Below are 13,758 nucleotides of genomic sequence, written 5' to 3' on the forward strand. Positions count from 1 at the left end.
TTTTTGGACGGGGATCTGATCGGAATCCTCAGGCACAAGAAAGGATAACTCATGAAGATACCTCAAGCAACTGAATTTGAACAAATTAAAGAACAAGTAAGTAAAAAAATAATCAGCGATTACGGCAAAGCGCGCTTTGCGAATGAAAAACCAGCAGCGACGATCCACTCTGCCCAAAAACGAGTGACAGAGACCACTGAAGCGATGGCACTATTAGCTGCTGGTCGTCAAGTGCCTTTTATGGGGCTGCAGCATGTCTTACACCATACGGAGAAAATTGAAAAAGGGTTTGTTTTAGAACCACAGGAGCTTATCGAATATGGAGACTTTTTACGGTCTTTTCGAATCATCCGTCAATTGTTCGAAAAGAATCAATCGATTGCCCCAAGATTACATCAATATGCACAAGGGTTAGAAGACTTTTCTGAAATCGCCGAAATGATTTTCCAAAAGATTCGCAATGGTCAGGTTGATAGTAATGCCAGCCGAGAATTGCGGAAAATTCGCGGTACGATCGAAAAATATGAAGCTGATCTGAAAAAAGTTTTTGCAAAGTTTTTTAAGGAAAGTCGCTATTTACAAGAAAATCGTGTCATCAAAAAGAACGACCGATATACGTTACCTGTGCGTGCTGAATTTCAACAGCAATTTAACGGAACGATCATCGAACGTTCCAATAAACGAGCGACTGTCTTTATTGAACCGGAGGCAGCTGCCCGTTTAAATGATCGATTGATCTTGGCACAAGCAGAAGAAACAGCCGCTCAATACCAAGTGTTGTCAGAGTTGACAGGGGCGATCGCCGAACAAATGAACGCCGTGTTTGCCTGTCTTGACATTTTAGTTGTGCTGGATATTATTTTTGCTCGGGGAAAATATTGTCGAGAAATCCATGGGCAGCCGATAACTATGACTGAGAAAGAAGTTTTGCTTCTTGATCAAGTCCGCCATCCTTTGCTGGGGCGTGATGCGGTTCCTCTTTCTTTAAAACTTGGCGAAGAAAACCGCTGCATGGTCATCACTGGACCCAATGCTGGAGGCAAGACCGTCGTCTTAAAAACCGTTGGACTTGTTTGCGCCATGGCTCATTATGGCTTATTTCCAGCGCACAATGGCAAAAGCATTGTTCCGTTTTTAAAAAGTCTTTGGATGGATATTGGCGATCAACAAAGTCTAGAAAATTCTTTAAGTACCTTCTCTGGGCACATGTCGAACATTGCTCAGATTATGAAGAATGCTACCCGACACAGTATTGTTTTATTGGATGAAATCGGCAGCGGCACTGAGCCTAATGAAGGGGCTGCTTTGGCGATCGCCATCATGGAATCCATCTATCGCTCAGGAGCTTTAATGATCGCAACAACGCATTATGGTGAAATCAAGCAGTTTGCCGTCGATCATCAAGATTTCGAAACAGCGGCAATGGCTTTTGATGCCAAAACCTTGACACCAAAATATCGTTTGCTGACGAATGCAGTCGGTGATAGTAATGCGTTTTGGATTGCCGAAAAGATGGCGATCCCCGCTGACGTAGTCCAAACAGCAAAGGAATATTTAAAGCATAAAACCTATTCTTTTGAGAAGCAGCTTTTTGAAAAGGGGAAGAAACAACCCCCTCAACAAGAAGCCAAGATAGATCTTATTTTTCAAAAAGGAGACTTGGTCTTTTCAACAGAACATAACCAGCGCGGACTTTTTTATGAGTATTTGGAACAAGGACAAGCGAAATTTTCAATTGAGAAACACTTTTTTGTTGTTGCCGCACGTCGCTTGCAACTCCTCACAAAGCGAGAGGTGCTCTATCCCGCAGGTTATGATCTTGATCAGCTATTCGTTGAGTTTGCGCAGCGCAAGTTTACTCGAGATATTGAACGAGGATCTAAAAAAGCGCAGAAGCAGTTACGAAAAGCAGCGCAAGAACGGCAAACCAATCGACCCGTGGATTGATAGATTAAGAAAACTTTCAATCGATAGACCAAAATCAAGCAAGCAGTCCTTTTTCAGCACCTAGAAAAAGGACTGCTTTTTTTAAATGTTCGTTTTTTTAATAACGTCCTTTATCGATGCCGTTCCTTTGTTTGGATGATTATTTTGGTTGTTTTTTCTTTATAGAGCAGAAAATATTCGAAATATCTAAATTCTTTAAGAAAAGTTAAAGAAAAATAAAAATAACAGAGAATTGGTTGTATCTTTATTCGAGGAAGGGTACCATTCATATTGGATTGAAAAATAACATATAACCTTGTTAGGTGAGGCTCCTATACAAACACAAGCTATTGCGCAGAAACGTCGAAAGACGCCAATGTGTAAAACAGGAATTGTCGGATTAAGGCTTTTCATAAAATAGCTAAGAGAGCAAATGACTTTCTTTACGTTGTATAGTGCTAAAACTCGGACGATGAGATTGCTGCTAAAGTCTGACGTCCTAAGAGAAGTGAGACTTTTTTGCTTTTCTTTCTGATGGATGACGAAGCTCATAGAGCAAAATAACTGGTACCGTCTGAACACCTACTCCAAGGCAAGAGGAGTGGAAGCAATGATAGAAAAAAAGAAGATCGATTGGCTGCTGATCATAGCTTATTTGCTATTGAGCCTTATCGGTCTTTTAATGATTTATAGTTCAAGTTCATACCGTTTATTAACGAGAGATCAACCACCAGCGTCGCTATTTATCCGTCAATTGGTCTTTTTGTTACTTAGCTGGGTTCTTTTATTCATTATTCAGCGGACGCGAAGAGAGATTTTGCTTAGCAAATACTTAGCGATCGGTCTGCTAGCATTTGGGATCTTTACCTTGCTCTTAGCTCGTTTGCCCTTTTTCGGTGTCTCTGTTAATGGGGCACAACGCTGGGTCTCGATCGCAGGGATTCAATTTCAACCATCAGAGATTGTGAATGTAGGGATGGTCTTGTACCTTGCTCATTACTTTCAAACTGCAAAAACCACCTTGCAGGAAATGAAACGTCCGCTTTTCGTTTTGTTTTTGTGCTGTGTGTTGATCCTGATTCAACCGAAAGTAGCCGGTGTGATGATTTTACTCTTTTTAGCATTTGTCATGATAACTACGGTACAAGTCCCCGTGAAGCTGACGGCTCTTTTATTTGGTGGCTTAGTGATCAGTCTATTCCTGGTTGCCCTGTTGATCATGTTTTTAGGCGACAATGATTTATTGCCCCACATGTTTATGCACGTATATAACCGAATTCGCTTAGTAGGCGATCCATTCTCCGACCCTTACAATCAGGGGTTCCAAATGATCCATTCTTACTATGCTTTATTTAATGGAGGGCTTACTGGTCTCGGTTTAGGAAACAGTATTACGAAAAAAGGCTTTTTACCAGTTGCGGAAACCGATTTTATTTTTTCCGTTTTAGTAGAAGAGCTTGGCTTGCTTTTCGGGATTTTTGTTATTGGCTTATTATTCGTAATCATCTTACGTTTATTTATTCGTTCCGCAGCTATTGAAAACCCTCAGATTGGGTTGATATTGCTAGGAACAAGTACATTACTTTTGTTGCAAACAAGTATCAATATAGCCAGTATTTTAGGGTTGATGCCGATGACGGGGGTACCGTTACCCTTTATCAGCTATGGTGGCTCCAGTTACTTTATTCTTTCATTTGCCTTTAGTATGTGCCTGAAATTAGAGCGAGAGGAGGGCAAACGAAATGAAGTTCCTCAAACGACATGATGCAAACTATGCCTTGCTGCTACCCGTTTTTCTGCTTTTTTTGCTAAGCATTTGGGTACAACATCAAGCTTCTGTAATGGATGGCAATGATCCTTCTGGAATCGTTTTTCGACAGATCGTTTTTTGTGTTCTATCCGCCATCGCGCTCTTCGTTACAAGTTTGATCCCAACCAATTTGCTCTTACGCTTTTCGGGTCTTTTGTATGTATTGGCGCTAGGTTTGATGGCTTCTCTTCATTGGTTCTACGATCAAACGATGTTTGAGCAGACTTCTACCAAACGCTGGATCAGAATCGGCGACTTTACCATTCAGCCCTCAGAGTTTATGAAAGTGGCCTTTATGCTTTTTATGGTCTATCTCACCTTAGTATATGAAAAACGAAAAGCCGAACGGACCATTAAATCTGATTTGATCTACGTCACTAAGATCTTGCTTTATAGTATACCGACATTTCTATTGATGTTTATGCAACGGGACTTTGGTACGAGTTTAGTGTTTATTGTGATGTTAGGGGCTTTATTTATTATCTCGGGTGTTCATTGGAAAATTTTGACCGTAGTGATCGGTTTGATCGCAGCCCTCGGCGCTATTTTATTGCTGCTCGTGTTTACGGAATGGGGCAATCGTGTCTTGTTTCGACTTCATTTCTCGCAGTATCAATTAGACCGAGTGCGAGCTTGGGCAGATCCCCTAGCGTACCAAGACTCTATCGCGTTCCAACAAGTTCGCAGTATGTGGGCGATTGGCTCAGGAGGCTTATTGGGAGCGCCTGACACCCATACGACAGTGTACGTGCCGGTTCGTGAATCAGATATGATTTTTACAGTTATTGGTGAAACCTATGGCTTTTTAGGAAGTACCTTAGTGATCTTCTTGTATTTTTATCTCATCTATCAAATCATCTTCGCCGCGTTAAAAACGAATAACAAGGCGTCGGTCTATATCGCCATCACGTACGTTTTTGGCTTAGTCTTTCAGATCTTTGAAAATATCGGAGCGGCGATTGGGTTGCTGCCATTAACGGGAATTCCTCTGCCATTCTTAAGCCAAGGAGGAACCTCGTTGATTGCGATCAGTATTGCGATGGGAATTATTTTCGGGTTAGAAAAATTCCCGACTAAAGCGAAGAAACGATCGTACGCATTAAAAGAAAGTAGGGGATTAACATGAGCAAGACAGCAAAACAAGGGGTGATAGGTGGACTGCTTTGTAGCTGTTTCGCATGGTTGTTTTTCCTTGTAGCATTAGAGCCGCAGTGGTTCCAAACGCTTGATACCCTGTTTTCCCACGTGCCTCAATGGCGGACGGCTACAGTAGAAGCGATTTTTGTTCCGCTTGCTAGCACGGCAACGATCGTCCCGATAGCAGCTATTCATTTTCTATTGGCAGCAATTTTGTTTCTTCGAAAGAAACGGATCGAGAGTTTTTGGTTGATGGGAAATATGATCATAATCAGTGGTGTTGGCCAAGTGATCAAGAAATTCGTTGATCGCCCAAGACCGGAGTTTGCTGACAGTATGGAACGGGCGTCCGCCAGTTTTCCAAGTGGCCATACACTATTAGCGACCACGCTAATTATTTCTCTCCTCTTTTTCTTCGCACAAACAGCGCCTGGCAAAAGAGGCAAACGTCCTATTAGCCAAAAACTAGCTATGTTTTTGGGATTGGTTTATTTACTGCTTATTATGATGAGCCGCTTGCTATTTGGGGTTCACTATCCTAGTGACTTGTTAGCGAGTCTCTTGTTGGCAAGTGGAATCAGTTTTATCACATCTGCTTTTGTATTTTCGTTCAAAAAAAGTGTGCGTAGGGGGAAGTAAAATGAGTACAGCGAAAAAACTGATAATTGTCTTCTTAGTACTGTTGATGGGCATCGTATCCGCCGGAACCGCCTATGCTATTAGGGTGTATTTTCAAGTAGAGGATGTCGTGGAGTCTATCCATCGACCGATCGAAGGGCGAGAAGAGGCGGAGGTTATCGAAAACGCCGAGCCCTTAAGTCTTCTCTTGTTAGGGATCGCCAATGACTCTCGTCGCAAAACGGATTACCGGGCAAACACGATCATGGTAGCGACGTTGAATCCTGCTACACGCAAAACGACCCTCACAAGTATTCCTCGAGATGCTTATGTGGAGATCGTTGGGCAAGGCTATCAGGATAAGATCAATCATGCCCATTCATTCGGTGGCGCAAAAATGATGATCGAAACTGTCGAACAATACTTGGATATACCGATTCATCATTATTTCTCCTTAAACATGGATGGGATGGCAGATCTTGTCGATGCGATTGGTGGAATCACGGTTGAAAATGAGTTTGCTTTTACGGCAGAAAAAATCGATTATCCAGAGGGAACGCTCGAATTAGATGGCTGGGAGGCACTTCAATATACTCGTATGCGAAAAGATGACCCCGAAGGTGACTATGGACGCCAACGTCGTCAGCGAGAAGTGACAGAGATTTTGGCGAATGAATTAGTTTCTCTATCAAGCGTGATGCGGATTCAGGATCTGTTAACGATTATTGGGGAAAATGGTGAAACAGATTTAACGTTTTCTCAGATGAGTCAACTATTCACCCAATATCAATCGGCACTCGTTACTGTCGAATCTTACCAAATGGCGGGTACTGGGTTCACTGGCGATGGCTTTAGAGGTGAATACGGTATCTCTTATCAAGAAGTGTCGCCTGAAGAACAACAAGCGACGAGTCAGCGTTTAAAAAGCGAATTAATGCTTGATTAAGTAAGCCTTGGGTTTAATTAGTAATAACACCACTTCCTCTTTGTTCCTTTAGTAAATCGTGATTAGAGTTGACAGCTGCTTTTCCTCAGGATACTCTTTAGTCAAGCAAAGCAATTCGGCTTGAAGGGTAGCAAGAGCCTGTTCGGAGAAGGACTGTTAACTCTTTATTTGTTGCTATATCGTTTGGTTAAAAGTTACAAGGGGGAAAAGAATGACTATCATCTTTAAAGATCAATTACCAGCGGATTCAAATCAGATTCTCGCTTTATATAAATGTGTTGGCTGGGTCGCCTATACGAAAGAGCCAGAGCGACTATTAATCGGCCTAGCTCAGTCACAGGTGATCACTGCCTATGTTGAAGAGCAGCTAGTCGGACTTATTCGATGTATAACCGATGGACAAACCATTCTTTATATTCAGGATCTATTAGTAGCGCCAGCGTTCCAACGTCAAAAAATTGGTCAGCGATTGCTCAAAAAAATGCTGGCGAGATATCCATCAATTCGACAAAAGGTTTTGATCACGGACAACACAGAGAAAACGCGCCGATTTTATGAGTCTTGCGGCTTTTCCTCTGTAGAAACGCAGCAAATTGCAGCATTTATTTATTTGCCTAAAAACGAGTAAATAGCCAGAAACCCGATCGCTAGTTGAAAATGGTCAATTTATTAACGGTTTTATGTTTGATGAAGGAGTGGGAGAAATGAAGCTGCGATTTGCGTTATTTGTGTTAAGTTTAGTGATTGGTGTTGGCGCATGTGGAGGAAGCATGCTGGCGTTTATGAGTATTGAGCCATTAAGGAAAGGACAGTCATTTGCTGGGTTGGAATCGTCCATGCTCCAAGGAACGCCATTTACAACATTTTTGATTCCCGGGGTGTTTTTGCTAATTGTGTTAGGACTGGGCAATTTATTGGCAGCTATCCGATTGTGGCGCAACCAAGGGTATCATGGCGAATTGCTTTTAGGCATCTGTTTAGTTATCTGGATCATTGTTCAAGTGATTTTATTAAGGGGCGGGAATGTTTTGCATCTGATTTTCTTAGTGTTAGGTTTACTCCAGCTCGGTGTGGCAGCTTACTGTATCAAACACTTGCAACTCTCGGTTCCTTTTTCTGCTCATCAAAATTGATTTTGCAGAAGGGTTTTATGGGGGAAATAATTAAATTACTCAAAAGTTTCCTATGTAAAACGTGGATTTTTGAAAAAATATTCGCAAAAGGATCATTCGCTTAAAAAATTATGATAAACTGAAAGAAGTGAACGTATTTTCTAGAATCAGGAGGATCAATTATTGGAGTTTCTTAAAAAATCAAAAATTTTTGCAGGTCTGGTGATCGTCTGCCTTTTAGGGATCGCCGTCTGGATCTATTCAAATATACTGTTTGTTTTTCGACCATTAGAAGCAATCTTTTCTAGTGTCTTTTTACCTGTACTGATATCCATTTTTATTTTTTATATCTTTTTGCCTTTCTTTAATTGGGTAAAAAGAAGGACGAAAAAGAAAAGCATTGCGCTGTATGCGACACTGTTGTTGATCGTTTTTGCAGCCTATTTGATCATTCAGGTGATTGGACCCGCATTAGCCTATGAGATGGGACGCTTTATCAATCAAATACCCGTTATCATCAATTTGGTGATCGATAACATCGATCATTCCTATTTGGAGGAACTTTTCGGTCCTTTCATTGATTCGATCGATATTTCGCAAGCGAGCAATTTCGCTTTGCAGTTTATTACCGGGGCAACGAATAGTCTAACGAGTTTGATCTCCATCGTTTCTCACTCAGCGATCGTCTTGTTTACGATCCCACTGCTCTTAGTCTATATGTTTAAAGACGGTGAGAAAGTGCCAGACTTTTTAGCAAACAAAACACCGAAAAAGTACCAAGGATTAATGCGTCAATTATGCAGTGATTTTCACCAAGCAGCGTCTGCTTATATTGGCGGAAAATTGCTTGTTTGTTCGTACGTTGCCGTTTCCAGTTATTTGATTTTTTCTTTGCTAGGTTTGCAGAATGCGTTGCTTTTAGGCCTGATTTGCGGTGTCTTGGATATCATCCCATACTTCGGACCATTTATCGGAGCGGCACCCGCATTTCTATTTGCTTTAAGTTTAGATATCCGTACTGCCATTTTATTGGTAGTGGGCATCACGATCATTCAATTGGGTGAATCGTATCTAGTTTCACCTCTAGTAATGAATAAAGTGTTGCATATCCATCCGATTATTGCGGTGTTCTTATTATTGATCGCAGGCAACTTGCTGGGATTTGTTGGTATGATCGTTGCACTTCCAGTGTATTCGATCATTATGGCGATGTCTGGCACGCTACTCCGTTTTTTCCAGGAACGCAAACTAGAACGTTCTGTGATCGATAAGGAGTCATTGTAACAATAAAACTTGCTGTTGAAGAAATCTTCATCAGCAAGTTTTTTGTTTTAGATGACACATAGCACGGTACAAAGACTCATGCTATACTGATTGAAACGAAAACGACGATAGGAGTGAGGAAATGAAGGTTTTGTGGAATGGTCAGATCGTTGATCGAGAGGTAGTGAGAATTGATATCGAAGACCGTGGCTATCAGTATGGTGATGGGATCTATGAAGTTATCCGAATATATAATGGCCACTGTTTTATGTTAGCGGAGCATATGGCTCGATTGGAAAGCAGTGCACAAAAAATTAAGCTAACGTTACCCTATTCGATTCCCCAATTGACTGAAAATCTAAAGTTACTCATTAAGACTGAAGGAATCACAGAAGGAGAAATCTATCTTCAGATCACCCGAGGAATCGCTTCTCCGAGAAATCACGAGTTTCCACCAGCTGGATCGGTCAAAGGGGTGGTGACGGCAAATGTGATCCCCTTTGAACGACCAGATGAAATGCAGCAAGCAGGGCTTTCGGCAACCGTTCTTCCTGATGAACGCTGGTTGCATTGTGATATCAAATCATTGAGTTTGTTAGGGAATCTTTTGGCGCTGGATCAAGCGATCGAAGCTGGCTTCGATGATGCGATACTGCAACGAGATGGCTTTTTTACAGAAGCATCTGCATCCAATCTCTGGTTTGTCATTGATGGGATCGTCTATACTCATCCGGATGGGCGTTTGGTGTTACCGGGAATCACGAAATTGAAGGTCCTTCAGTTGTGTCGCCAATTAGAAATTCCCTATCGAGAAGAACCCGTCCCGATTGAGGCACTACGCAACACGCAAGAGTGTTTCTTGACCAACTCAGTTTGGGAAATCGTTCCGATCGTTGCCATTGATGGGAAACCCGTTGGCACTGGCGTATTGGGTTCAATCACGAAACAATTGCAAGCAGCGTATATCGCTGCCACAAAGAATAAAAGCGATTCATTGTGATTATGCAATAGAAACCACCTAAAAAAGCTTTGGCAACACCCAGTATTTTTAAGGCTGGGTGGGACCAAAGCTTTTTCTTGCGTTGAAAATTATTTCTTACCATTCACTAGGGTTCCACAACTTCCCGTCAAGTTCTCCTTGTTTCAATTCGATGCGGGTTTCTTGCTGCTGCAACAACTGTCCCAGCTCTTGCAAAAATGCTTTTTCATGGTAATCAGTGGTTTCTTGAATGGATTGTTCTATCAGCGGTGTTAGCCAATCATGCCCCATCAAAGCACCTCCAATTCAGCTAAAGCATCTTCTAATTCGTTCAATGTTTCATGGTTTTCCTGCAACAGGGATAGCAAAGGAGAAAGCTGCGGTTTTTTAGAAACCAAATGTGCCAGTTTCTCAGCAAACCATTGTTGCTTTTGGTCAAACGTAAAGGGAGCGGGCATCGATAATAATTGCTGATAGGCAATGACAAAGGCACGCTTTTCTTTTTCCGTTTTATACATCAGTTGGTCAAGGACAACGATGGGTAACACGGTCATTTGGTGTTTTTTTGCCATCAGTACGAGTGGATGCAAAATTTCGTTAAAGGTCGTATTTTCTCGACCGCCTAACTGAAATTCTTTGGCAGCAATACCAGTAGAAACGGCGAAACTGATTTCTTTTCCCACCAAAGCAGGCGCACAATTTTCCCAAACCGTATCGATCCAAGCTTTCATTTTTGCTGGAACACTGTACCAATATAAGGGGAATTGTAAAACTAAACGGTCACAGTTTTGCAGCAGCGCCTGTTCATCGGCAAGGGAAAAGTCAGAAAAATCATCAAGAAAGTGTATGGTGACATTAGGAAGTTTGGCACTTTCACTGAAAAAACGTTGGGAAAGAGAGTTGTGGAAATCTGGGTGGCTAGCCACCACTAAGGTTTTTATCATGAGATTGATCATCCTTTCCTACTACATGTACCATATTTTACCAGAAAGGGAAACTAGTCTGCTTTGCTTTTCGTAGTGTTGGTCCTCTTTTAGTTTGATTTAAGGTACCTCGTCTATATTCATTGATAAGGAAGTGTCAGTAACGACTTACACGTGAAGGAAATGGGGGAATAGAGGATGGAATCAAATGATCCCTTGATCAAAGGTCTAGCAAATGTAGTAATGTTCGCCGCCAATACAATGGAATATGTCGAAAATAAACTTGCCAGTTGCCGACAACGAATATCTGGAAAGCAACCCTCAAAAGAAAGTGACTATGGCAATGGGCAAGAGTTTACAGAATTGACTGCGCAAAAATGATAGATAGAGAGAAAATAGAAGAAGTGGCTCACCTTTTACCTGGTGAGTCACTTTTTTGCTGTCAAGTTCTTCATCATCAGTTGGTACTTTTCTTGATGGAAGGTATAATGAGTAAATGAAGCATAGTGGAGAGGAGAAGAATAAAGAAACAGTAGAGAGGAGAAGCAGTAGAGAGGAGAAGCAGGTGATGAACCATTTATACAAACGAATCCAATACAAAATCCCTGAGCTAAACCGAGTAGAACGAACCGTCCTTAACTATTGTTTGAGGGCGCCTGAGAAAGTTTCGGAAATGACGGCCGATGAGTTAGCTTCTCAAACCTATACTAGTCAAGCAACGATCAGTCGAATGGCGAAAAAGCTTGGCTTTACGGGTTTTCAAGAATTCAAATTTTCATTGAAAAGTTATCAAAGCCTTGAAAGAAACGAGTCTGCTACCCAAGCCTCTCTTGGCTTATCCCCACTGATCAAGCAAATGATTGACCAGCTGACGACATCCCTATCAATGATTGAAGAAGCTGACTTTCAGCGTGCCGTGGAAATGCTGCAGCAAGCACAACGAATCGAATTTTTCGCTTTAGGGCAAAGTGCGCCGGTCGCATTATCTGCAAGTCGAAAATTGCACTTTTTAGGTAAAACAGTGGGTGCATCAACGGATTGGGATGAATTGACAACCATCGCGAACCAACTATCAAAAAATGATTTAGCTCTTTTTATTAGTCATAGTGGAGAAACGATCGGGATGCTAAATTATGCTACTCGTTTGAAACAAAGAGGCGTGCCGATTTTAGCCTGTATTGGTCAACCAAAAAGCACGTTAGAAAAGCTTGCCACCTTCTCTTTTCCTGTTGAAATGACAGCGATTTATCATCATGAAGTCGATTTGATCCCTCGGATCTCCTTAGCGGCGTTACTGGATATTTTAATTATTCAATACGCCAATCAAATCGAAGCAGGACTTGATCCTGAATGACCATTCCATTTTGTGAATGGTCATTCTTCTTTGGGGAACTGTATTGTAAGCCTTCTTGATATCGTTTACATTTTAAGAGATAAAAGTGTTAGGAGGAAATGATATGCAAAAAGGAAAGAAAGCAAGCTGGATGGAAATTTTTCAAGGACTTGGGAAAACATTTATGTTGCCAGTCGCTTTACTCGCATTCATTGGTTTATTTTTAGGGATTGGTAGTTCATTTTCATCTTCTTCAACGATCGACGTTTTCCCATTTTTAGGTGCCCCTTGGCTCCAAGTGGTTTTTCGTTTCATGTCAACGATCGGTGGGTTTGCCTTTAGTTACTTACCCGTCATGTTTGCGATGGCGATTCCTTTAGGTCTAGCAAGAAAAGAGAAGGGAGTTGCGGCATTCTCAGGCTTTGTGGGCTATGTCGTGATGCATTTATCCATAAATTTTTATTTGCAAGAAACGAATCAACTAGCTGCTGCAGATCAACTACGAGAAGCAGGGCAAGAGATCGTTTTTGGCATTCAAACATTATCAATGGGTGTTCTAGGAGGTATTATCGCAGGATTGATCGTTTATAAATTGCATATGCGCTTCTACCATTTTCAATTGCCAGATAGTTTTGCATTCTTTTCAGGAGCACGTTTTGTTCCAATCATCACCTCGCTTACTTTAGCTATGGTCGGGGTGATCATTCCGATGATTTGGCCGTTGTTTGCTATGATCATCACAGGAATCGGACATTTGATCCAACAAGCTGGTCCTTTCGGTCCGTTCTTATTTGGTTCAGGTGAGCGCTTGTTACTGCCATTTGGATTACACCATATTTTGGTTTCCATGATTCGCTTTACCGAAGCCGGGGGAAGTCAGCTGATCGATGGTCAGCAAGTCTTTGGGGCGTTGAATATTTTTTATGCGGAATTACAAAACGGCTTGAGCATCTCACCAAGTGCAACTGCGTTCTTGTCTCAAGGGAAGATGCCAACCTTCATGTTTGGCTTACCGGCAGCAGCATTAGCTATGTACCACACGGCAAAACCTGAGAATCGTTCAAAAATAAAAGGTTTATTGATTTCAGGCGTCATTGCAACTTTTGTGACAGGAATTACTGAACCAATCGAATTTTTATTCTTATTCATCAGCCCTTTATTATGGATTTTTCATGTCATCATGACAGGTGCTGGATTTATGGTAATGAGTCTATTAGGTGTCACGATTGGAAATACCGATGGGGGCGTGCTTGATTTTCTTATCTTTGGCGTGATGCAAGGCGCATATACAAAATGGTGGCTCGTTCTGATTGTAGGAGCTTGCTGGTTTGCCCTTTATTACTTTGTCTTTAAAACAGTAATCCTTCGCAAGAACTTGAAGACACCTGGTAGAGAAGAGAACAGTGATCAAACGAATGAGTTGGAAGAGGAAATGACCTATTCTGGAAAGAGTGGCTACGATGCCCATGGTATTTTGGCAGCTTTAGGGGGAGCAAGCAATATTGATTCTTTAGACAATTGCATTACACGGCTACGCCTCGTTCTAAACGATGGTACATTGGTTGATGATGAACGGCTGAAAAAACTAGGTGCGCTTGGGGTCGTTCACTTAGATGATACTAACGTGCAAGTAATCATTGGAACGAAAGTAACAACAGTCAGAAATCAACTTGATGCGATTCTTTAGCAAAATTGTCAAGTAGTAGGAGTG

The 13,758-nt window shown here is 41.6% G+C and carries 14 protein-coding genes and 1 riboswitch; of the genes, 12 read left to right on the forward strand and 2 right to left on the reverse strand.

Features of this window, described 5'->3' with window-relative positions; genetic code table 11:
- The first annotated feature begins 51 nt into the window (after positions 1-51).
- The 9 genes from IGJ05_RS02560 (at position 52) to dat (ending at position 9,812) form a co-directional block, all read left to right on the forward strand.
- Positions 52-1,947: an endonuclease MutS2 gene (locus IGJ05_RS02560; protein WP_317719774.1), complete on the forward strand. Its 1,896-nt coding sequence runs from the start codon at positions 52-54 to the stop codon at positions 1,945-1,947.
- A gap of 287 nt (positions 1,948-2,234) precedes the next feature.
- Positions 2,235-2,410: riboswitch (M-box (ykoK) riboswitch) on the forward strand.
- A 126-nt stretch (positions 2,411-2,536) separates the two neighbouring features.
- The gene (locus tag IGJ05_RS02565; RefSeq protein WP_311954305.1) at positions 2,537-3,691 is read left to right on the forward strand and encodes an FtsW/RodA/SpoVE family cell cycle protein; all 1,155 of its coding nucleotides are present in this window, start codon (positions 2,537-2,539) and stop codon (positions 3,689-3,691) included.
- On the forward strand, positions 3,669-4,862 hold the full coding sequence (locus IGJ05_RS02570) for an FtsW/RodA/SpoVE family cell cycle protein (RefSeq protein WP_015509795.1): 1,194 nt from the start codon (positions 3,669-3,671) through the stop codon (positions 4,860-4,862). The genes IGJ05_RS02565 and IGJ05_RS02570 overlap by 23 nt, the downstream gene beginning before the upstream one ends.
- Positions 4,859-5,512, forward strand: a complete 654-nt coding sequence (locus tag IGJ05_RS02575) for a phosphatase PAP2 family protein (protein WP_266166321.1) — start codon at positions 4,859-4,861, stop codon at positions 5,510-5,512. Before IGJ05_RS02570 ends, IGJ05_RS02575 begins: the two co-directional genes overlap by 4 nt.
- 1 nt (position 5,513) lies before the next feature.
- Positions 5,514-6,437 carry an LCP family glycopolymer transferase gene (locus IGJ05_RS02580; protein WP_010748438.1) on the forward strand — a complete coding sequence of 308 codons (924 nt, stop codon included), beginning with the start codon at positions 5,514-5,516 and terminating at the stop codon, positions 6,435-6,437.
- 211 nt (positions 6,438-6,648) lie between these two features.
- A complete protein-coding gene (locus IGJ05_RS02585; RefSeq protein ID WP_262119422.1) occupies positions 6,649-7,065 on the forward strand; it encodes a GNAT family N-acetyltransferase in 417 nt (138 codons plus the stop codon).
- Between the two features lie 76 nt (positions 7,066-7,141).
- Entirely contained in the window at positions 7,142-7,570 is a 429-nt protein-coding gene (locus IGJ05_RS02590) for a hypothetical protein (protein WP_015509791.1), read from the forward strand.
- 162 nt (positions 7,571-7,732) lie between these two features.
- Positions 7,733-8,833 carry an AI-2E family transporter gene (locus IGJ05_RS02595; RefSeq protein ID WP_010748435.1) on the forward strand — a complete coding sequence of 367 codons (1,101 nt, stop codon included), beginning with the start codon at positions 7,733-7,735 and terminating at the stop codon, positions 8,831-8,833.
- 121 nt (positions 8,834-8,954) lie between these two features.
- Entirely contained in the window at positions 8,955-9,812 is an 858-nt protein-coding gene (gene dat / locus IGJ05_RS02600) for a D-amino-acid transaminase (RefSeq protein WP_262119421.1), read from the forward strand.
- 96 nt (positions 9,813-9,908) lie between these two features.
- Here dat and IGJ05_RS02605 read toward each other — a convergent pair whose 3' ends face one another.
- Both IGJ05_RS02605 and IGJ05_RS02610 read right to left on the reverse strand, forming a co-directional pair.
- Positions 9,909-10,082 (reverse strand): hypothetical protein, encoded by a 174-nt coding sequence (locus IGJ05_RS02605; protein ID WP_005226215.1) that lies wholly within the window; start codon positions 10,080-10,082, stop codon positions 9,909-9,911.
- The gene (locus tag IGJ05_RS02610) at positions 10,082-10,747 is read right to left on the reverse strand and encodes an NAD(P)H-dependent oxidoreductase (protein ID WP_115232367.1); all 666 of its coding nucleotides are present in this window, start codon (positions 10,745-10,747) and stop codon (positions 10,082-10,084) included. Before IGJ05_RS02610 ends, IGJ05_RS02605 begins: the two co-directional genes overlap by 1 nt.
- A 165-nt stretch (positions 10,748-10,912) precedes the next feature.
- Between IGJ05_RS02610 and IGJ05_RS02615 the strand changes: the two genes are divergently transcribed.
- From IGJ05_RS02615 to malX, 3 genes are all read left to right on the forward strand, one after another.
- Positions 10,913-11,095, forward strand: a complete 183-nt coding sequence (locus tag IGJ05_RS02615; RefSeq protein WP_087627554.1) for a hypothetical protein — start codon at positions 10,913-10,915, stop codon at positions 11,093-11,095.
- A 187-nt stretch (positions 11,096-11,282) separates the two neighbouring features.
- The gene (locus IGJ05_RS02620) at positions 11,283-12,068 is read left to right on the forward strand and encodes a MurR/RpiR family transcriptional regulator (RefSeq protein WP_262119420.1); all 786 of its coding nucleotides are present in this window, start codon (positions 11,283-11,285) and stop codon (positions 12,066-12,068) included.
- A gap of 103 nt (positions 12,069-12,171) precedes the next feature.
- Positions 12,172-13,734, forward strand: a complete 1,563-nt coding sequence (malX, locus tag IGJ05_RS02625) for a maltose/glucose-specific PTS transporter subunit IIBC (RefSeq protein ID WP_438725006.1) — start codon at positions 12,172-12,174, stop codon at positions 13,732-13,734.
- The last annotated feature ends 24 nt before the right edge of the window (positions 13,735-13,758 follow it).

Origin of the sequence: Enterococcus sp. AZ167, assembly GCF_051714025.1 — a bacterium.
Taxonomy (GTDB): domain Bacteria; phylum Bacillota; class Bacilli; order Lactobacillales; family Enterococcaceae; genus Enterococcus_D; species Enterococcus_D casseliflavus.